Origin of the sequence: Streptomyces sp. NPDC002602, assembly GCF_042889445.1 — a bacterium.
Taxonomy (GTDB): domain Bacteria; phylum Actinomycetota; class Actinomycetes; order Streptomycetales; family Streptomycetaceae; genus Streptomyces.
On sequence record NZ_JBIAQX010000002.1, the window covers coordinates 494,475 to 513,641 of the forward strand.

Annotated in this window: 18 protein-coding genes; 6 read left to right on the forward strand and 12 right to left on the reverse strand. The window is 72.2% G+C overall.

Annotation, left to right across the window (positions count from 1 at the left end; genetic code table 11):
• Positions 1–34: 34 nt before the first annotated feature.
• Positions 35–1,099 carry a PfkB family carbohydrate kinase gene (locus ACFYW3_RS07645; RefSeq protein ID WP_351758598.1) on the reverse strand — a complete coding sequence of 355 codons (1,065 nt, stop codon included), beginning with the start codon at positions 1,097–1,099 and terminating at the stop codon, positions 35–37.
• Positions 1,100–1,385: 286 nt separating this feature from the next.
• Here ACFYW3_RS07645 and ACFYW3_RS07650 point away from each other — a divergent pair, with 286 nt between their 5' ends.
• Complete coding sequence (locus tag ACFYW3_RS07650) at positions 1,386–2,762, forward strand: MFS transporter (RefSeq protein ID WP_389385816.1); 1,377 nt, start codon at positions 1,386–1,388, stop codon at positions 2,760–2,762.
• Positions 2,763–2,826: 64 nt separating this feature from the next.
• Here ACFYW3_RS07650 and ACFYW3_RS07655 read toward each other — a convergent pair whose 3' ends face one another.
• The 6 genes from ACFYW3_RS07655 to hrcA form a co-directional block, all read right to left on the reverse strand.
• Positions 2,827–3,732, reverse strand: coding sequence for a ribonuclease Z (locus ACFYW3_RS07655; protein WP_351758570.1), 906 nt, complete (start codon positions 3,730–3,732; stop codon positions 2,827–2,829).
• A 3-nt stretch (positions 3,733–3,735) separates the two neighbouring features.
• On the reverse strand, positions 3,736–4,095 hold the full coding sequence (locus ACFYW3_RS07660; protein ID WP_351758567.1) for a histidine triad nucleotide-binding protein: 360 nt from the start codon (positions 4,093–4,095) through the stop codon (positions 3,736–3,738).
• Between the two features lie 119 nt (positions 4,096–4,214).
• A complete protein-coding gene (locus ACFYW3_RS07665) occupies positions 4,215–4,958 on the reverse strand; it encodes a 16S rRNA (uracil(1498)-N(3))-methyltransferase (protein WP_351375907.1) in 744 nt (247 codons plus the stop codon).
• The gene (locus tag ACFYW3_RS07670) at positions 4,955–6,046 is read right to left on the reverse strand and encodes a nitronate monooxygenase (RefSeq protein WP_351758561.1); all 1,092 of its coding nucleotides are present in this window, start codon (positions 6,044–6,046) and stop codon (positions 4,955–4,957) included. The genes ACFYW3_RS07665 and ACFYW3_RS07670 overlap by 4 nt, the downstream gene beginning before the upstream one ends.
• A gap of 169 nt (positions 6,047–6,215) precedes the next feature.
• On the reverse strand, positions 6,216–7,352 hold the full coding sequence (gene dnaJ / locus ACFYW3_RS07675; RefSeq protein ID WP_351758559.1) for a molecular chaperone DnaJ: 1,137 nt from the start codon (positions 7,350–7,352) through the stop codon (positions 6,216–6,218).
• Positions 7,353–8,369, reverse strand: a complete 1,017-nt coding sequence (gene hrcA, locus ACFYW3_RS07680) for a heat-inducible transcriptional repressor HrcA (protein WP_053681993.1) — start codon at positions 8,367–8,369, stop codon at positions 7,353–7,355.
• Positions 8,370–8,531: 162 nt separating this feature from the next.
• Between hrcA and ACFYW3_RS07685 the strand changes: the two genes are divergently transcribed.
• Entirely contained in the window at positions 8,532–9,263 is a 732-nt protein-coding gene (locus ACFYW3_RS07685; protein WP_389385817.1) for an MBL fold metallo-hydrolase, read from the forward strand.
• A 27-nt stretch (positions 9,264–9,290) separates the two neighbouring features.
• Positions 9,291–10,088 (forward strand): DUF3097 domain-containing protein, encoded by a 798-nt coding sequence (locus ACFYW3_RS07690; RefSeq protein WP_351758554.1) that lies wholly within the window; start codon positions 9,291–9,293, stop codon positions 10,086–10,088.
• A gap of 194 nt (positions 10,089–10,282) precedes the next feature.
• Here the strand turns inward: ACFYW3_RS07690 and hemW are convergent, their stop codons facing one another.
• The 3 genes from hemW to lepA form a co-directional block, all read right to left on the reverse strand.
• Positions 10,283–11,515 carry a radical SAM family heme chaperone HemW gene (hemW, locus tag ACFYW3_RS07695; protein WP_351758551.1) on the reverse strand — a complete coding sequence of 411 codons (1,233 nt, stop codon included), beginning with the start codon at positions 11,513–11,515 and terminating at the stop codon, positions 10,283–10,285.
• A 79-nt stretch (positions 11,516–11,594) separates the two neighbouring features.
• Positions 11,595–13,487 carry a long-chain fatty acid--CoA ligase gene (locus ACFYW3_RS07700; protein WP_351758549.1) on the reverse strand — a complete coding sequence of 631 codons (1,893 nt, stop codon included), beginning with the start codon at positions 13,485–13,487 and terminating at the stop codon, positions 11,595–11,597.
• 273 nt (positions 13,488–13,760) lie between these two features.
• A complete protein-coding gene (gene lepA, locus ACFYW3_RS07705; protein WP_351375886.1) occupies positions 13,761–15,623 on the reverse strand; it encodes a translation elongation factor 4 in 1,863 nt (620 codons plus the stop codon).
• Positions 15,624–15,817: 194 nt separating this feature from the next.
• Between lepA and rpsT the strand changes: the two genes are divergently transcribed.
• On the forward strand, positions 15,818–16,084 hold the full coding sequence (gene rpsT, locus ACFYW3_RS07710; RefSeq protein ID WP_053681998.1) for a 30S ribosomal protein S20: 267 nt from the start codon (positions 15,818–15,820) through the stop codon (positions 16,082–16,084).
• Between the two features lie 194 nt (positions 16,085–16,278).
• Positions 16,279–16,752, forward strand: a complete 474-nt coding sequence (locus tag ACFYW3_RS07715; protein WP_389385819.1) for a protein phosphatase — start codon at positions 16,279–16,281, stop codon at positions 16,750–16,752.
• Between the two features lie 185 nt (positions 16,753–16,937).
• Here the strand turns inward: ACFYW3_RS07715 and holA are convergent, their stop codons facing one another.
• Positions 16,938–17,930, reverse strand: a complete 993-nt coding sequence (gene holA / locus ACFYW3_RS07720) for a DNA polymerase III subunit delta (protein WP_389385820.1) — start codon at positions 17,928–17,930, stop codon at positions 16,938–16,940.
• A 76-nt stretch (positions 17,931–18,006) separates the two neighbouring features.
• On the opposite strand from holA, the gene ACFYW3_RS07725 reads away from it, so the two are divergent.
• Positions 18,007–18,249 carry a hypothetical protein gene (locus ACFYW3_RS07725; protein WP_389385821.1) on the forward strand — a complete coding sequence of 81 codons (243 nt, stop codon included), beginning with the start codon at positions 18,007–18,009 and terminating at the stop codon, positions 18,247–18,249.
• 17 nt (positions 18,250–18,266) lie between these two features.
• Here the strand turns inward: ACFYW3_RS07725 and ACFYW3_RS07730 are convergent, their stop codons facing one another.
• Positions 18,267–19,148, reverse strand: coding sequence for a YceI family protein (locus ACFYW3_RS07730; protein WP_351758539.1), 882 nt, complete (start codon positions 19,146–19,148; stop codon positions 18,267–18,269).
• Between the last annotated feature and the right edge of the window lie 19 nt (positions 19,149–19,167).

Sequence of the window (19,167 nt, forward strand, 5' to 3'; positions counted from 1 at the left end):
CCCGCGCCGCCCGGCACGATCCGAAAGAGACGGCCTAGACCGGGTGCCGGAAGCCGATCGTGGGGACCGCGCGGCGCCTCGGTCCCGGTGTGGTCCCGGACGGGACCAGCTCCTCCAGGAAGGCGTACCGGCCCCGCAGCTCGGCCGGGGCCGTCTGCCACCAGTGCGCGACCTCCGGCCATCCGGGGGCCGACAGGGAGCCGCCGAACTCCTGGACCGACAGGGCGGCCGTCAGCCCCGCGAAGGCGAGCCGGTCCACGAGCGGCCACTCCGCGAGGGTGCCCGTCACGAACCCCGCCACGTACACGTCGCCGGCGCCCGTCGGGTCCAGCGCGTCCACGACGATCGCCGGGACCTCCGCCGTCTCCCCGGTCCTTCCGTCGACCGCGTACGAGCCCTCCGCACCCATGGTCACCACGGCCAGCGGCACCTTCTCGGCCAGCGCCCGGGCCGCCGCGCGCGGACAGTCGGTGCGGGTGTAGCGCATCGCCTCGCCCGCGTTCGGCAGGAAGGCCTCGCAGTGTTCCAGGTCGGCCAGTGCCCCCAGGTCCCAGCGCCCGCTCTCGTCCCAGCCCACGTCGGCGAAGACCAGCGAGCCCTGCCGGGCCGCCTCGGCGACCCAGGGCTCGCCCCGGCCGGGCACCAGCGAGGCCACGGCGGCGCGGGCGCGCGGCGGGCACAGCGGGAAGGGCTCGGGGCCCGCCGGGGGCGGGGCCTCGTGGCCGTGGGAGACCATCGTGCGTTCGCCCTCGTACGCCATCGAGACCGTGACGGGGCTGTGCCAGCCGGGGAGGGTGTGGGACATCGACAGGTCGATGCCCTCTCCCTGTTCGAGCGCGTCCCAGCAGTACTCGCCGTAGTGGTCGTCCCCGAAGGCGGCGGCGAGCGAGGTCCGCAGGCCGAGCCGGGCGAGCGCGGCGGCCATGTTGGCGACGCCGCCGGGGCTGGAGCCCATGCCGCGCGCCCAGGATTCCGTGCCGCGGACCGGTGCGGAGTCCAGGCCGGTGAAGATGATGTCGAGGAAGACCGTTCCCGTCAGGAAGACGTCGCAGCCCGGTTCTTGGGGATCCCGCACCGGACCGAGCGGGTCCAGTTTCATGGGTCGGCTGATGCGGCTGTCCCGACTGGTCACGGTGTGCTCCCCGTTTCGTGCGTGTGCGGATCGAAGTCTCGTGGAAGTGTCGTGGAAGTCTCGAAGAGTCGTTTCTGCAAGTCGGCTTGAGGTGGAAAGCAGCCACCCCTGCCCCGGTTCGGCGGGCGCAAACCCAAGTGTGACGCACATCACCGCCGGCACGCTCTTCTGTCGACCGGCGGGCGCTTGATAAACAGGTGCACCGCCCACTCTCCGGAACCCTCGTTCCAGCTGCGCAGCAACGGAAACACCCGTGTCGATCACCTCCCCCGCGCCCTCGTCCGCGCACCCCGCCGCCTGGCCCCTGGTGGCCCTCTTCACAGCCGGTTACGCGGCGCCCTACCTCCTCCCGACCGTGGTCGGCCGGCTCGACGCGTACCTTCCGCTGAGCCCCGCCCAGGCCGGCCTGATCGGCTCGGCCCTGCTCCTCGGATCCGCCGGCGCCGGGTTCACCCTCGCCTCGCGCATCCCCCACCACGGGCCCCGCGCCCTGGCCCGGCTCGGGCTGCTGCTCGCCGTCGCGGGCTACGGCACCGCGGCGTCGACCTCCCTCCTGCCCCTCGTCGTCGTGGGCGCCGTGATCGGCGGCTTCGGCTCCGGGACGGCGACCGCCGTGGCCGCCTCCGGGATCGCCGGGACGCGCGATCCGCACCGCACCTCCGCCCTCGGACTGCTGTCGGTGTCGGCGACCGCGGGCGCGCTCTACCTGACGCTGCCCCGGTTCGGCGGCGACCTGCTCGGGCACGGGCTGCCGTTCGCGGCCATCGCCCTGGTCGCCGCGGCGGTCTGGCCCGCGACCTCCCGACTCGGCGGCCCGGCCGGCCCCGGCCCCGCCGTACGGGCCTCCGGGCGGCTTCCCTACCCGCGCGCCGGGGCGGCCCTGGCGGGCGGCCTGCTGCTGTGGTCACTCGCCCAGAACTCGCTGTGGGGGGTCAGCGGCCGGATCGGCGCCGAGCAGGCGGGCCTGTCCGAGGTCACCCTCGGCATGGTCTTCGCCGCGGCGCTGGGGGCCGGCCTGGTCGGTGTCACGGCCGCCTCCGCCCTCGGCGCCCGCTGGGGCCGGGCCGTCCCGATCGGCGCGGGCACCGCGGTGATCGCCTGCTGCGTGGTGGTGGCCACCTCCGCGCGGGGTCTGGGCGGCTTCGCGGCCGGGGAGATCCTCTGGAACGCCTTCTACCCGGTGGTCCTCTCGTACGTCATCGGTCTGGCGGCGGCCCTGGACCCGCGCGGCCGGTGGGCGGTGCTGGCCGGCTCCGCCTCCTCCCTCGGGGTGGCCTGCGGGCCCGTCACCGGCAGCCTGCTCGCCGAGGCCGTCGGTTTCCCCGGCATGGGACTGACCCTGGGCGCCCTGTTGCTGGCGGTGGCCTGGCCGATGACCGCCGTCGCACTGCACGCGGGCGGCCGCCCGCTGGTACCGGGCTCGGTCCGGCGCCGCGGTGGCGCGCCGGCGGCCGTGCTGGCCGCGAGCGCGGGCGCCCCGACGGGCGCGGTGCCCCGGGTCGGCGCACCGGAGCTGGAGGTCGCCGAGATCTCGGTGCGTCCCGTGCGCCGACTGCCCCGCCGGGTGCTGCTGCTCTCCCCGGCGACCCGGCGCGCCCGTGCCCGGACCGAGGACGGGGCGCGCGTCTGAGCCGTCTCCTGCCAGGCCGTCTCTTCCGGATCTTGCCTGACCCGCAAGATCCGAAAGAGACGGCCTAGCTCCGCTTGGGAACCGGTACCCGTACGAGGTCGGCGGCGATCGTCAGTTCGCCCGCGTAGCCGGCCGCGCGGGCCTGTCGCTCGAACTCGGTCGGGTCGGAGTAGCGCTGCGAGAAGTGCGTCAGCACCAGGTGCCGGACGCCCGCGTCGCGTGCCACCCGGGCGGCCTGACCGGCGGTCAGGTGGCCGTGGTCGGTGGCGAGTCGCTCGTCCTCGTCGAGGAAGGTCGACTCGATGACGAGCATGTCGCAGCCCTCCGCGAGCGCGTACACGCCCTCGCAGAGCCGGGTGTCCATGACGAAGGCGAACCGCTGCCCGGGCCTGTGCTCGCTGACGTCGTCCAGGGTGACGCCGTTCCACTCCCCCTCGCGCAGCAGCCGGCCCACGTCCGGTCCCTTGATCCCGCGTTCCGCGAGCAGCCCGGGCACCATGCGGCGCCCGTCCTGTTCGACGAGCCGGTAGCCGAAGGCCTCCACCGGGTGTGAGAGCAGTCGCGCCTCCAGGACGTACGCGGCCTCGCGCGCCAACGTCCCGTCGGCGGACACCGGTTCTTCGCGGAGCGGGACGGTCTCGCGGTAGGCGGTGGCGTACCGGAGCCGGTCGAAGAACTTCTGCCCCGAGGCCGGGTAGTGCGCGGTGACCGGGTGCGGAACCCGGTCGAGGTTGATCCGCTGGATCACCCCGGCCAGGCCGAGGCTGTGGTCGCCGTGGAAGTGGGTGACGCAGATCCGGTTGATGTCGTGCGCGGCCACCCCGGCGCGCAGCATCTGGCGCTGGGTGCCCTCGCCCGGGTCGAAGAGGATGCCCTCGCCGTCCCAGCGCAGCAGGTAGCCGTTGTGGTTGCGGCTTCGGGTGGGCACCTGGCTGGCGGTGCCCAGCACCACGAACTCTCGTACGGACACGGCTTATCCGGGGGGCCACTCGAGGCCGCGGCCGCCGAGGACGTGCGCGTGCGCGTGGAAGACGGTCTGCCCGGCGCCGGCGCCGGTGTTGAAGACGACCCGGTAACCCTGGTCGTCGACCTTCTCGTCCGCCGCGACCTGGCCGGCCTCGCGCAGCACGTCGGCGGCGATCCCCGGCTCGGCGGCCGCGAGGGAGGCGGCGTCGGGGTAGTGCACCTTGGGGATGACGAGGACGTGCGTGGGCGCCTTGGGGCTGATGTCCCGGAAGGCGACGGTCGTCTCGGTCTCCCGGACGACGGTCGCCGGGATGTCACCCGCGACGATCTTGCAGAACAGGCAGTCCGCCTGGGGTTCCCCGGCCATTGCTGAGCCTCCCGTGAAGGTGATCGGTCCCGGCATCGTATCCGCCGACGCCCCCGCCACGGCCAGGGGTTTGTGGCGCGGCCCGTCAGCCCGGCCGCCCGGTCAGCCCGGCCGCCCGCTCAGCCCCAGCGCCCCGTGCGGGCCAGCAGGACGGCGACCGCGGCGGTGCCGGCGGTGGAGGTGCGCAGCACCGAGGGGCCCAGCCGGTACGGCAGGGCGCCGGCTTCCGCGAAGGCCGCGAGTTCCTCCGGGGAGACCCCGCCCTCGGGACCGACGACCACGACGACGGACCCGGACGAGGGCAGTTCGGCCGTCGCCAGGGCTCCGGAGGGGGCGTCCCGGTCCTCGTGCAGGACCACGGCCAGGTCGGCCTCGGCGAGCAGCGCCGCCACCTGCTTCGTGGAGAGGGCCTCGGCCACCTCCGGGAAGCTCACGCGGCGGGACTGCTTGCCCGCCTCCCGGGCCGTGTTGCGCCACTTGGCGAGGGACTTGGCGCCCCGGTCGCCGCGCCACTGGGTGATGCAGCGCGAGGCCTGCCAGGGCACGATCGCGTCGACGCCGGTCTCGGTCATGGTCTCCACCGCGACCTCGCCCCGGTCGCCCTTCGGCAGCGCCTGCACGACGGTGATCCGGACGGCGGGCGCCGGCTCCTCGAAGGCCCCGGACACGGACACGACGAGCCGGTCCTTGCCCTCGGCCGCCTTCACGACGGCGTCGGCCCAGCGGCCCCGGCCGTCCGTGAGGACCACCGCCTCGCCGGGGTTGAGCCGCTTGACCGACACCGCGTGCCGGCCCTCGGGGCCCTCCAGGGTGAACTCCGGTCCCGCGGGGACCTCTTCGACCACGAACACGGGGGCCGTCATGACGCTCTCCTCATCTGCAACACCTTCAACGCGCTCTGCGCCTCGGCCAGTTCGGCCGCGAGCACCTCCGTCAGCTCCCCGGCGGGCAGCGTCCGCGCCAGCCGGTGGCCCTGGCCCGCCCACAGGGCCATGCCCTGCGGGTCCCCGGCGGCGGCGGCCGCCTTGCGCAGGCCCGAGGTCAGGTGGTGGACCTGCGGGTAGGCGGCCGGGGCGTACGGGCCGTGTTCCCGCATGAAGCGGTTGACCAGGCCCCTGGCGGGCCGGCCGGAGAAGGCGCGGGTGAGTTCCGTGTGCGGGAAGAGCGGGTTCGTCAGCGCTTTCTTGTGCAGGGGGTGCGCGCCCGACTCCGGGCAGGCCAGGAAGGCCGTGCCGAGCTGGGCGGCCTCCGCGCCCGCCGCGAGCACCGCCGCGACCTGCGCGCCGCGCATCAGCCCGCCCGCCGCGATGATCGGGAGGGTCACGGCCTCCCGTACCCGGGCGACCAGCACGAGCAGTCCGACCCCGGCCGTGCCGTCGATCTCGGGGTCGTCGCGGTGCGTGCCCTGGTGGCCGCCCGCCTCGACGCCCTGGACGCAGACGGCGTCGGCTCCCGCCGCCTCGGCGGCCCGCGCCTCCTCCACCGAGGTCACCGTGACGACGGTGTACGTGCCGGCCTCGCGCAGTCGGGCGCAGACGGCGGGGGGCGGGCAGCCGAAGGTGAACGACACGACGGGGACGGGGTCCTCGACGAGGATGGCGAGCTTGGCCTCGTAGCCGTCGTCGGAGGTGCCGATGATGTCCTCCTCGGCCAGCGACACCTCGTACCAGTTGGCCTCGCCGGCGAGCTGTCCCCGGTACGTCTCGATCTCGGCCGGGTCCACGTAGCCGGTCTGCGGCATGAAGAGGTTGACGCCGAACGGACGTCGGGTGAGCGCGCGCAGCCGCTTGATCTCCTGGTACATCCCGTCGGCGGTCTTGTAGCCGCCGGCCAGGAAGCCCAGCCCGCCCGCCTCGCACACCGCGGCGGCCAGCGGCGGACAGGAGGCGCCGCCCGCCATGGGCGCCTGCACGATCGGGTAAGGGGTGAGACCGTTCGGCGAGGAGGACATGGACTGCATCGTGCCACGTCCCCGCGCACCGGGCCGAATCATCGCATTCGCCTGGCATAGTCCGCCTGCGAAGTCGCTCGACCCCGTGTCGCACCCCGCCCCGCACGGCATCGAGCCCGACCCGGGACATCCCCGGATCGGGCTCGTGCGAGAGGGTGCGTGCGGCCGGTCAGCGGCCGTTGAACGCGTCCTTCAGGCGGCTGAACAGGCCCTGCTGGCCCGGCGCGAACTGGCCCATCGGCCGCTCCTCGCCGCGCAGCTTCGCGAGCTGGCGCAGCAGGTCCTCCTGCTGGGCGTCCAGCTTGCCGGGGGTGGTGACCTCGACGTGGACGATCAGGTCGCCGCGCCCGCCGCCGCGCAGGTGCGTGACGCCGCGCCCGTGCAGCGGGATCGCCTGCCCGGAGCCGGTGCCGGGCCGGATGTCGATCTCCTCCAGGCCGTCGAGCGTCTCCAGCGGGCATTTGGTGCCCAGGGCCGCCGCCGTCATGGGGAGGGTGACCGTGCAGTGCAGGTCGTCCCCGCGCCGTTGGAAGGTCGGGTGCGGCAGCTCGTGGATCTCCACGTACAGGTCGCCGGCGGGGCCGCCGCCGGGGCCGACCTCGCCCTCGCCCGCGAGCTGGATGCGGGTGCCGTTCTCGACACCGGCGGGGATCTTGACCGTGAGGCTGCGGCGGGACCGCACCCGTCCGTCGCCCGCGCACTCGGGGCACGGGGTGGGGACCACGGTGCCGAAGCCCTGGCACTGCGGGCAGGGCCGCGAGGTCATGACCTGGCCCAGGAAGGACCGGGTGACCTGCGAGACCTCACCGCGACCGCGACACATGTCACACGTCTGCGCCGAGGTGCCGGGGGCGGCGCCCTCACCGGAGCAGGTCGTGCAGACCACGGCCGTGTCGACCTGGATGTCCTTGGTCGTCCCGAAGGCCGCCTCGTCCAGTTCCAGGTCGAGGCGGATCATGGCGTCCTGGCCTCGGCGGGTCCGCGAGCGCGGTCCGCGCTGCTGGGACTGACCGAAGAAGGCGTCCATGATGTCGGAGAAGTTGCCGAAGCCACCCGCCCCGAATCCGCCCGCGCCGCCGCCGCCCGAGGAGGACAGCGGGTCGCCGCCGAGGTCGTAGACCTGCTTCTTCTGCGGGTCCGAGAGCACCTCGTAGGCCGCGTTGATCTCCTTGAAGCGCTCCTGCGTCTTCGGATCCGGATTCACGTCCGGGTGGAGTTCGCGGGCGAGGCGACGGAAGGCCTTCTTGATCTCGTCCTGCGATGCGTCGCGGCGCACGCCGAGAACGGCGTAGTAGTCCGTGGCCACTTACGACTCCGCCAGGATCTGTCCGACGTAACGTGCCACTGCGCGTACCGCTCCCATCGTTCCGGGGTAGTCCATGCGGGTCGGTCCGACCACGCCGAGTTTGGCGACTGCTTCGCCGCCCGAACCGTAGCCGACCGAGACGACGGACGTGGAGTTCAGTCCCTCGTAGGCATTCTCATGCCCGATCTTCACGGCCATCCCCGACTCGTTGGCCTCGCCCAGCAGCTTGAGGAGCACGACCTGCTCCTCCAGCGCTTCGAGCACCGGCCTGATCGTCAGGGGAAAGTCATGTCCGAACCGTGTGAGGTTGGCGGTGCCGCCGATCATCAGCCGCTCCTCCGCCTCCTCCACGAGCGTTTCGAGAAGGGTGTCGAGGACGGCCTTGACCGTCGCCCGGTCCTCGGTCTCGAAGGACTCCGGAAGGTCCTGTACCAGCGGCGGCACGTCGGTGAACCGACGGCCGACCACCCGGCTGTTGAGCCGCGCCCGCAGATCGGCGAGCGAGGTCTCCCCGAAGGGCGTCTGGCAGTCGACCAGCCGCTGCTCGACCCGCCCGGTGTCCGTGATCAACACGAGCATCAGGCGCGCGGGCGCCAACGACAGCAGCTCGACGTGCCGGACGGTGGAACGGGTCAGCGACGGGTACTGCACCACGGCGACCTGCCGGGTGAGCTGCGCGAGCAGCCGCACGGTGCGCCCCACGACGTCGTCGAGGTCGACGGCGCCGTCGAGGAAGTTCTGGATGGCCCGCCGCTCCGGCGTGGACAGCGGTTTGACCCCCGCCAGCTTGTCCACGAAGAGCCGGTAACCCTTGTCGGTGGGGATCCGACCGGCACTGGTGTGGGGTTGGGCGATGTAGCCCTCGTCCTCCAGCAGCGCCATGTCGTTGCGCACGGTGGCGGGCGAGACGCCGAGCCGGTGCCGCTCGGTGAGCGCCTTGGAGCCGACCGGCTCCTCCGTCCCGACGTAGTCCTGGACGATGGCGCGCAGCACCTCGAGCCTGCGTTCACTGAGCATCGCGCACACCTCCGGATGCGGTCGGTCTTCTTCGGTCGTCGTTCGGTCCCGTTGCGGGCCTTGTTGGCACTCTGCACATTCGAGTGCCAGAGATCCCCCGGTCAGTGTACGGCCGGGTGGTACGCGGGAGGCAAGGGCGGCCCGCCAGGGTAGCGTCACCGCATGGACGTGCAATGGGAAGAGGCGGGCTGGGAACGGCTGACCGGGCGGGTCGGACGGCGTCGTCTGCCGGTGTGGGACTGCACCGTGGGGCTGGTGGTGGGCGACGATTCGGTTCTTCTCGTCGATCCCGGTTCGTGCGTGCGCGAGGGTGCGCGGGTGCGGGCCGAGGCGGAGCGGCTGACCGGCCGGCACGTGACCCATATCGCATTCACGCACGGACATTTCGACCACGTACTGGGCGGCTCCGCCTTCACGGGCGCCGAGTTCCACGGCGCGGTCGGCCTGGACAAGGTGCTGTCGACGCCCACCGGCCGCGAGGAACTGCGGCACAGCGCGACCGCGCACGGCCTGGACGCGGCGGAGGCCGCGGAGGCCGCCGACCTGGTCGTGGCGCCGGGGCACCCGGTGTCGGGCGAACGGACGCTGGACCTGGGCGCCGTACAGGTGCTGCTCGCGAACCTCGGACCCGCGCACTCCCAGCACGACCTGGCGGTCTTCGTCCCGGGCGAACGGGAGGTCGTCTTCTGCGGGGACCTGGTCGAGGAGTCGGGCGAACCCCAGGCCGGCTCGGACGCGGTGCCCGGACAGTGGCCGGCGGCCCTGGACCGGCTGCTCTCGCTGGGCGGCGACGACGCACTGTACGTGCCGGGTCACGGAGCGGTGGTCGACGCGACCTTCGTCCGTGCGCAACGCGACACACTGGCAACGAGGTTCGGCGTGTCGAGGGCGTGAGCCCGGGCTCTCTCGTACGGTCGCCGGATGCGTGAGTACTCCCCCGACCTGACCCCGCCGTGGAAGCGCGCCAAGGCCGTGCCCGAGGTGCCGGCGGACCGCGACCTGGTCGTCGAGGTGGCCGGTACGGACTTCTGCGGGGCGGTGGTGGCCTGCGAGGCCGGCACGGTGACCCTGGAGGACCGCTTCGGCAAGCGGCGGGTGTTCCCGCTGGAGCCCCGCGGCTTCCTGCTGGACGGGGCGGTGGTCACCCTGACCCGTCCGTCCCGCGCCCCGGCCGCCCCGGCCCGTACGGCCTCGGGCTCGCTCGCCGTCCCCGGGGCCCGGGCCCGGGTGGCCCGGGCGGGCCGGATCTACGTCGAGGGCCGCCACGACGCCGAGCTGGTGGAGCGGGTCTGGGGCGACGACCTGCGCATCGAGGGCGTGGTCGTGGAGTACCTGGAGGGCATCGACGACCTGCCGACGATCGTGGCGGACTTCGCGCCGGCCGCGGACGCCCGGCTGGGGGTCCTGGTGGACCACCTGGTGCCGGGTTCGAAGGAGTCGCGGATCGCCGCCGAGGTCACCTCTCCGCACGTCCTGATCGTGGGCCATCCCTACGTGGACGTCTGGCAGGCGGTGAAACCGTCCGCCCTGGGCATCGCGGCCTGGCCGGTGATCCCGCGCGGGGAGGACTGGAAGACGGGCGTCTGCCGGGCGCTGGGCTGGCCGCCGAACACGGGCGCCGCCTGGCAGCACATCCTGTCCAGGGTGACCTCGTACCGCGACCTGGAGCCGACCCTGCTGGGCGCGGTGGAGCACCTGATCGACCACGTCACCGCCTGACGGGGCTCGGCCGGATCCGAAGAAGCCGGCCTAAGGGCTGTCCCGCAATCCCTGGCGGGCGCACGACGCCGGCCACGGCACCTCGCCGCGTTGTCGGAACACCCGAATACGCCCGGTATGAGGACGTCCCTCCGCCTTGCGATGCACCGCGTCCGACGCCGTGCGCTGATCCACCAGGGATTGCGGGACAGCCCTTAGTCCACCAGGTCGCGGACGACCGCGTCGGCCAGCAGCCGCCCCCGCAGGGTCAGCACGGCGTTCCCGGCCTCGTACGGGCCGGGGGCCAGCAGTCCGTCCGCCAGGGCGCGTCGGGACGACGCCAGGCCCGCGGGGGCCAGCAGCGACAGCGGAACGCCGTCCACGAGCCGCAGCTCCAGCAGGATCCGCTCGACGCGCCGGTCCTCGTCCGACAGGAGTTCGCGGCCCGCGCCCGGGGAACGGCCCTCGGCCAGCGCCGCGGCGTAGGCGCCGGGGTGCTTCACGTTCCACCAGCGCACCCCGCCCACGTGCGAGTGGGCGCCGGGGCCGGCCCCCCACCAGTCGGCGCCGCGCCAGTACAGCTCGTTGTGCAGGCAGCGCCCGGCCTCGGAGGTCGCCCAGTTCGACACCTCGTACCAGGAGTAGCCGGCCTCGGCCATCACCGAGTCGGCGATCAGGTACCGGTCGGCGTGCACGTCGTCGTCCGTCATCGGGACCTCGCCGCGACGGATCCGGCGGGCCAGCTGCGTGCCCTCCTCCACGATCAGCGCGTAGGCGCTGACGTGGTCCGGACCGGCCCCCAGCGCGGCGGCCAGCGTGGCCCGCCAGTCCTCGTCGGACTCGCCGGGCGTGCCGTAGATCAGGTCGAGGTTCACGTGCTCGAAGCCGGCCGCCCGCGCCTCCGCCACGCACGCCTCGGGGCGTCCGGGCGTGTGGGTGCGGTCGAGCACCTTCAGGACGTGCTGTTTGGCGCTCTGCATGCCGAAGGAGACCCGGTTGAAGCCGCCCTCGCGCAGTTCCGCGAGGTAGCGCGGGTCCACCGACTCCGGGTTGGCCTCGGTGGTGATCTCGGCGTCCTCGGCGAGCCCGAACTCGTCCCGGATCGCCGCGAGCATCCGCACGAGGTCCCCGGCGGGCAGCAGGGTGGGCGTACCGCCGCCCACGAACACGGTCCGTACGGCCCGCGGGTCGTCCCCGAGGACCTTGCGCGCCAGCCTGACCTCGTCGATCAGGGTGTCGGCGTAGTTCTCGCGGGAGGCGAGCACGCCGCCGGTGCCCCGCAGCTCGGTGGCCGTGTAGGTGTTGAAGTCGCAGTACCCGCAGCGCGTCGCGCAGTAGGGGACGTGCAGGTAGAAGCCGAGCGGCCGCTCGCCGGCGCCCGCCAGGGCGTGCGACGGCAGCGAGCCGTCTTCGGGCATGGGTTCACCGTCGGGCAGTGCGGAAGGCATGAGCCCATTGTCCCGCACCGCCCGAAGGTCGTTTACGCTCCGCGACCGCGGCCGGCCCACAGGCTCGGGCCGCCAGGGGTCACGCCTCGTTCGAGCCCGCGTACATCTCGTCGATGAGGTACTTGAACTCGCGCTCCACGACCGGCCTCTTGAGCTTGAGGCTCGGGGTGAGGTCGCCGTGCTCGACGTCGAGGTCGCGGGGCAGCAGCCGGAACTGCTTGATCGTCTGCCAGCGCTGGAGGCCCTCGTTGAGGGTCTGCACGTAGGTCTCGACGAGCCGTACCGTCTCGGGCGCGGCCACGACCTCGGCGTACGTCTTGCCCTCCAGGCCGTGATCGGCGGCCCACGTCAGGATGGCGGGCCCGTCGAGGGCGATCAGCGCGGAGCAGAAGTTCCGGTCGGCGCCGTGCACCACGATGCTGGAAACGTACGGGCAGATCGCCTTGAACCGGCCCTCGATCTCGGCCGGGGCGACGTACTTGCCGCCCGAGGTCTTGATCAGGTCCTTCTTGCGGTCGGTGATGCGCAGGAAGCCGTCCGGGGACAGCTCGCCGATGTCGCCGGTGTGCAGCCAGCCGTCGGCCTCCAGCACCTCGGCGGTCTTGTCCGGCAGCCCGTGGTAGCCCTGCATGATGCCGGGGCCGCGCAGCAGGATCTCGCCGTCGTCGGCGATGCGGACCTCGGTGCCGGGGAGCGGCTTGCCGACGGTGCCGGTGCGGTAGGCCTCGCCGGGGTTGACGAAGGAGGCGGCGCTGGACTCCGTGAGGCCGTAGCCCTCCAGGATGTGGATGCCCGCGCCGGCGAAGAAGTAGCCGATGTCGGGGGCGAGGGCCGCGGAGCCGGAGATCGCGGCGCGCAGCTTTCCGCCGAAGGCGTCGCGGAGCTTGGAGTAGACGAGCGCGTCGGCGACCTTGTGGCGGGTGGCGAGGCCGAGGGGGACGGACGCGTTGCCGGTGCGCCGGAAGTTGTCCTGGCTGACCTTGGCGTACTCGCGGGCGACGCCGGCCGCCCACTTGAAGATCTTGTACTTGGCGCCGCCGGCGGCGCGCGCCTTGCCGGCGGCACCGTTGTAGACCTTCTCGAAGATGCGCGGAACGGCGGCCATGTAGGTCGGCTGCACGATCGGCAGGTTCTCGATGATCTTGTCGATCCGGCCGTCGATGGCGGTGACGTGGCCGACCTCGATCTGGCCGGAGGTCAGCACCTTGCCGAAGACGTGCGCGAGCGGCAGCCACAGGTACTGGACGTCGTCCGAGTTGATCATCCCGGTCGCGACGGTGGCCTTGGCCATGTACGACCAGTTGTCGTGCGGCAGTCGCACGCCCTTGGGGCGGCCGGTGGTGCCGGAGGTGTAGATCAGAGTGGCGAGTTGGTCGGCGGTGATCGCCGCGATCCGCTCCTTGACCGCCTCGGGGTGCTTGGCGAGGTACTCCTTGCCGCGCGCCTCCAGATCGGCGAGGGAGAGCACCCAACCCTCGGGGTCGCTCTCGTGCGCGACGGCGTCCTCGGCGTCCAGCACCACCACGTGGGCGAGGCGGGGCAGGCCGGCGCGGTGCGCGCGGGCCTTGGCCAACTGCTTGGCGTCCTCGGCGATCAGCACCCGGCTCTCGGAGTCGGCCAGGATGAACGCCGACTCCTCGCCGTTGGTGCTCGGGTAGATGGTGGTGGTCGCGGCGCCGGCGCACATCACGCCGAGGTCGGCCAGGATCCACTCGACCCGGGTGTTGGAGGCGAGCGCGACCCGGTCCTCCGACTGGAGCCCGAGGTCCGCGAGGCCGGCGGCGATGGCGAACACCCGCTCGGCCGCCTGTCCCCAACTGAGCGACTTCCAGTCGTCAGGACCCCCCGAGCCGTCGGCCGCGGGGACCGGATAGCGGTAGGCCTCGGCGTTCGGCGTGGCCGCGACGCGCTCAAGGAAGAGGGCCGCCACGGTGGGCGGGCGGTTCTCGATCAAGGTCTGTGTGTCGCTCACGACATCCTCCGGACCGGTCCACGCGGCAGTGCGTGGGCGTGGGGCGCTTGGGACGGGCGGGTGGGGACCTGCGCGTTACGGCTGGCGAGTTTGTGACTGGCGAGTAACCATCAAGCAGTGATCAGACTAGAGGCCGCCCGCCCGACGCGTAAGGGGCGGCGAGCAGCCGCTTCATAACGAAACGGGCCCCCATGCGGATGCATGTGGGCCCGTTTCTCACGACATGGGACAGGCGCGCTTCTTGACCTGCCCTTTACACCCGTCCGGCGTCCGCTACTTCTTCTTGCCGGACTCGTCGCTGGAGAGGACGGCGATGAAGGCCTCCTGCGGGACCTCCACGGAGCCGACCATCTTCATCCGCTTCTTGCCTTCCTTCTGCTTCTCCAGCAGCTTCCGCTTACGGGAGATGTCACCGCCGTAGCACTTGGCGAGGACGTCCTTGCGGATCGCGCGGATGGTCTCGCGGGCGATGACGCGGGAGCCGACGGCCGCCTGGATCGGGATCTCGAAGGCCTGGCGCGGGATGAGCTCGCGCAGCTTCGCGACGAGGCGCACGCCGTAGGCGTAGGCGGCGTCCTTGTGCGTGACGGCGGAGAAGGCGTCGACCTTGTCGCCGTGCAGCAGGATGTCGACCTTGACCAGCCCGGAGGCCTGCTCGCCGGTGGGCTCGTAGTCGAGGGAGGCGTAACCGCGCGTCTTGGACTTCAGCTGGTCGAAGAAGTCGAACACGATCTCCGCGAGAGGGAGCGTGTAGCGGATCTCGACCCGGTCCTCGGAGAGGTAGTCCATCCCGAGGAGCGTGCCGCGGCGCTGCTGGCAGAGCTCCATGATCGCGCCGATGAACTCGGAGGGCGCGAGCAGGGTGGCCCGCACGACCGGCTCGAACACGTCCGAGATCTTGCCCTCGGGGAACTCGCTCGGGTTGGTGACGTTGACCTCCTTGCCGTCCTCCATGACGACGCGGTAGATCACGTTGGGCGCGGTGGCGATCAGGTCGAGGCCGAACTCGCGCTCCAGGCGCTCGCGGACCACGTCCAGGTGCAGCAGGCCGAGGAAGCCCACGCGGAAGCCGAAGCCCAGTGCCGCCGAGGTCTCCGGCTCGTAGACGAGCGCGGCGTCGTTGAGCTGCAGCTTGTCGAGGGCCTCGCGCAGGTCGGGGTAGTCCGAACCGTCGAGCGGGTACAGGCCCGAGAAGACCATCGGCCGCGGGTCCTTGTAGCCGCCGAGGGCCTCGGTCGCGCCGTTGTGCAGGCTGGTGATGGTGTCACCGACCTTGGACTGACGGACGTCCTTCACGCCGGTGATGATGTAGCCGACCTCGCCGACGCCGATGCCGTCGGAGGGGGTCATCTCCGGGGAGGAGACGCCGATCTCCAACAGCTCGTGGGTCGCGCCGGTGGACATCATCCGGATGCGCTCGCGCTTGTTGAGCTGGCCGTCCACGACACGGACGTAGGTGACGACACCCCGGTACGAGTCGTAGACCGAGTCGAAGATCATCGCGCGGGCGGGGGCGTCCTTGGGACCGACGGGGGCCGGAACCGTGGCGACGATCTTGTCGAGCAGCGCGTCCACGCCGAGACCGGTCTTCGCGGAGACCCGCAGCACGTCCTCGGGCTGGCAGCCGACCAGGTTCGCGAGCTCCTCAGCGAACTTCTCCGGCTGGGCGGCCGGCAGGTCGATCTTGTTCAGCACCGGGACGATCGCGAGGTCCTTCTCCATCGCCAGGTACAGGTTGGCGAGGGTCTGGGCCTCGATGCCCTGCGCGGCGTCCACGAGCAGGACCGTGCCCTCGCAGGCGGCGAGGGAGCGCGAGACCTCGTAGGTGAAGTCGACGTGTCCCGGCGTGTCGATCATGTTCAGGATGTGCGTGTTGCCCTTGCCCTCGCCCTCGGTGGGCGACCAGGGCAGACGGACCGCCTGCGACTTGATCGTGATGCCGCGCTCACGCTCGATGTCCATGCGGTCGAGGTACTGGGCGCGCATCTGCCGCTGGTCGACGACGCCGGTGAGCTGGAGCATCCGGTCGGCGAGCGTCGACTTGCCGTGGTCGATGTGCGCGATGATGCAGAAATTGCGGATCAGCGCCGGGTCGGTACGGCTCGGCTCGGGCACGTGGCTGGGGATCGCGGGCACGCAGTGTCCTGATTCTCGGGTCGTAGTCGGGAAGTCGTCTCTATATACGCTCCATGGTCCCATGGACGGGGGCATGCGCCCGGTTTGGGCCGCCAGGAGCGTGCCTGGTAGCCTGAGCAGCTGTGTCTCGTATGGTCTCAAGCCGTTCGGGACGCAATCCGAAGATCAAACTCTGAACCTGCAAAGGCTCTTTCGTGGCGAACATCAAGTCCCAGATCAAGCGGAACAAGACGAACGAGAAGGCGCGCCTGCGCAACAAGGCCGTCAAGTCCTCGCTCAAGACCGCGATCCGCAAGGCCCGCGAGGCCGTGGCCGCGGGCGACGTCGAGAAGGCCACCCTGGCTTCCCGCGACGCCTCGCGTGCGCTCGACAAGGCTGTCTCGAAGGGTGTCATCCACAAGAACGCCGCCGCCAACAAGAAGTCGGCGCTGGCGATCAAGGTTGCCTCCCTCCAGGGCTGAGCTCCTGATGTGATCGCCGGGTAGGAATCCAGCGGGCCCTCTCTCCCGCTCCTGACCGGCACTCCGCGCCGCACGCGAAGCGTTCGCCACGCGGGTGCGGCGCAACCAGAACCACCGAAGGCCCCGACGGCCACCCTTCCCCAGGGTGCCGCCGGGGCCTTCGCCTTGCCCGGGGCGCCGGCTACCCTGGACGGATGACCGAGCCCTGGAACTCGACCGACCCGGGGGTCCTGCGCCTCCCCTCAGGGCGGCTCGTCCGGGGACGCGGACTCCGTCGGTCCCTTCCGGCCGGCCAGGAGCCGACGTACGCCGTGTACCTGCTGGGCTCGCCACCCCCCGAGGTCCCCTGGGAGGCCGAGTGGCTGCGCTGGCCCGACTTCCGGCTCCCCTCCGACCGGTCCCGCGCCCGTGAACTCCTCACCCTGGCCTGGGAGCGCGCGGCCACGGACCGCGTCGAACTCGCCTGCGCGGGCGGCCGCGGTCGCACGGGTACGGCCCTGGCCTGCATCGCGGTGCTGGACGGCGTCCCGGCGGAACGAGCGGTGGAGTTCGTCCGTGGGAACCACCACCCCCGCGCCGTCGAGACCCCTTGGCAGAAGCGCTACGTACGCCGTTTCCCGGGCCCGCCCCCACGGCCGGCACAAGCAGCCCCCGGCAACCGGACCTGAGCCCCCGACCGCACGGGCCCGGAGCAGCACACGTCCCAGCGCACCCCGGCACCCCGGCACCCCGGAGAGCCGCCGAACCGCCGAACCGCGCAGGGCACGGGAAACGAACGACACGGGAAACGAACGGCACGGGGCAGGAACGAGAACGCCGCACCCGCACCCCGGAACCGTCAATCCGCCGGAGGCTACCGCCGGTTCGGGCGGGCCGCTCGGGCCACCGCCACGACCGCCTTCTCCAGCGCGTACTCGGGGTCGTCGCCCCCACCCTTCACGCCCGCGTCGGCGGCGGCCACCGCGCGCAGGGCGTCCGAGACGCCGTCCGCCGACCAGCCCCGCATCTGCTGCCTGACCCGGTCGATCTTCCACGGCGGCATGCCCAGGTCACGGGCGAGGTCTCCCGGGCGGGCCCCGCGCGGAGCGGAGGCGAGCTTGCCGATGGCTCGGACCGCCTGGGCCAGGGCGCTGGTGATCAGTACCGGCGCCACTCCCGTGGACAGCGACCAGCGCAGGGCTTCGAGAGCCTCGGCCGCCCGCCCCTCGACCGCCCGGTCGGCGACCGTGAAGCTGGAGGCCTCGGCGCGACCGGTGTAGTAGCGCCCGACCACGGCCTCGTCGATGGTGCCCTCGACGTCCGCGCACAGTTGCGCGGCCGCGCTCGCCAGCTCCCGCAGGTCGCTGCCGATGGCGTCGACCAGGTTCTGGCAGGCCTCGGGGGTGGCCGCACGCCCCAGTGTCCGGAACTCCCCCCGCACGAAGGACAGCCGGTCCGCGGCCTTCGTCATCTTCGGGCAGGCGACCTCGCGGGCACCCGCCTTGCGTGCCGCGTCCAGCAATCCCTTGCCCTTGACGCCGCCGGCGTGGAGGAGAACGACGATGATCTCCTCGTACGGGGCCGCGAGGTACGCCTTGACCTCCTTCACCGTGTCCGCGGACAGGTCCTGCGCGTTCCGCACGACCAGGACCTTGCGCTCGGAGAACAGCGAGGGGCTGGTCAGCTCGGCCAGCGTGCCGGGCTGGAGCTGCTCGGAGGAGAGGTCCCGCACGTCGGTGTCGGCGTCGGCGGCACGGGCCGCCATCACCACTTCCCGGACCGCGCGGTCGAGCAGCAGATCCTCCTGCCCCACCGCGAGGGTGAGCTGGGCGAGCGGATCGTCGGTGGAGTTCTTCCTGATGGCCATCGCCTCCAGCATCCCACGCCGCACTGACAGTCCCCCTCCCCCCGTGCCCCCTCGCGCGGTACCCGAGAATGGTCGGGTGAACGCGCGACATGTACTCGTCCTGCCCGACCGTGACGCCGCCGAGGAGGTGGCGCGCGAACTCGTGGGCCGCTTCGGCGTGCCCGAGGAACCCCAACTGGTCCGCGACGCCCTCGCCGGCGAGGACGACGCGGAGGACGCCCAGTGGCTGGTGGTCGTCGAGGACCCGAGGGAACACCTCGACGCGTCCGCGCTGGACGAGTTCGCCGCCGAGTACGAGGGATGGCTGGAGGCTCCCTGAGCCTCGCCGGGCGGGCCCTACGCCTTGTGCACGATCTGGATGTCCAGGTCCACTTCCACGCTCGAACCGATCGCCGCGATCCCGTGCGCCAGCATCGACTGCCAGTTCAGGGTGAAGTCCTCGCGCTGCAGTTCGGCGGTGGCCCGACACGCGGCACGCGGCTCGCCCTCCAGGCCCGTGCCGTGTCCCAGGTACTGGGTGTCCAGGGTCACGGAGCGGCTCACCCCGTGCAGGGTCAACGCGCCCGCCACCGCCCAACGGCTGCCACTGCGGTGGATGAAACGCTCGCTGTAGAACTCCACCGTGGGGTGGCGCGCCGCGTCCAGGAAGTCCGCGGAGCGCAGGTGATCGTCGCGCATCCGCAGGCCGGTGTCGATGCTCGCCGCGTCGATGATCACGCGCATCGAGGAGTCCTCCATGCGCTCGGCGATCCGGACGGCCCCGGCGAAGGTGCTGAACCGGCCGTGGATCCGGGCGAAGCCGATGTGCCGGGCCGTGAAGCCGATCGACGAGTGCGTCGGGTCGAGTTCCCAGTGGCCGGGCGCCGGCAGCACGGGCGGCTCGACGGCGTCCAGGATGATCTCCGCGGTGCCGGACTGCGCCGGATCCCCCACCAGCGTCGCGCCGTGGAACGGCGCGTAGCCCTCGGCACTCACCGAGAGTCGGTACTCCCCCTCCGGCATGGCGGCGGTGAACCCGCCGTACGGATCGGTCTCGCCGCTGACGACGCGTCGGCCGATCGGGTCGGTGACCTCGAACTTCGCTTGGCGAATGGGCTGGTGGACCGTGTCGAGAACGCGGCAGCTCAACAGTCGCGCGGTGTGCGGGAGCGCGAGTGTGGCGGTCGTCTGGGAACCGGCGCTTCCGGCCGTCTCCATCCCCCGTCGGCGTCCGAACATGGTTGGTGCACCCCCGTGC